Source organism: Psychrobacter sp. TB55-MNA-CIBAN-0194, from assembly GCF_040309505.1.
Taxonomy (GTDB): Bacteria; Pseudomonadota; Gammaproteobacteria; order Pseudomonadales; family Moraxellaceae; genus Psychrobacter; species Psychrobacter fozii.
This window is the reverse complement of record NZ_JBEOOW010000628.1, coordinates 1-247: the sequence shown is the minus strand read 5'-3', so window position 1 is coordinate 247 and position 247 is coordinate 1. Positions and strand designations below refer to the sequence as shown.

Here is a 247-nt window from a genome sequence, read left to right as displayed (position 1 = left end):
TGTTTGATTTTTTTTGGAATCTTGGCTCATTTATTTTAGCGCTTGGTATTTTAGTGGCCATACATGAATATGGCCATTTTTGGGTTGCACGAAAAATGGGCGTTAAAGTGCTGCGTTTTTCAATTGGTTTTGGTAAGCCACTGTTAAAATGGCATGACAAATATAATACCGAATACGTGATTGCCGCTATTCCATTAGGCGGATATGTAAAAATGCTTGATGAGCGAGTTGATGACGTACCAGCAAA

At 38.1% G+C, this 247-nt stretch carries 1 protein-coding gene; it reads left to right on the top strand.

Annotation, left to right across the window (positions count from 1 at the left end):
• Positions 1–32: 32 nt before the first annotated feature.
• Positions 33–247: site-2 protease family protein (locus tag AAEY75_RS16520; RefSeq protein WP_352260246.1), on the top strand; the 215-nt coding region annotated here is incomplete at its 3' end.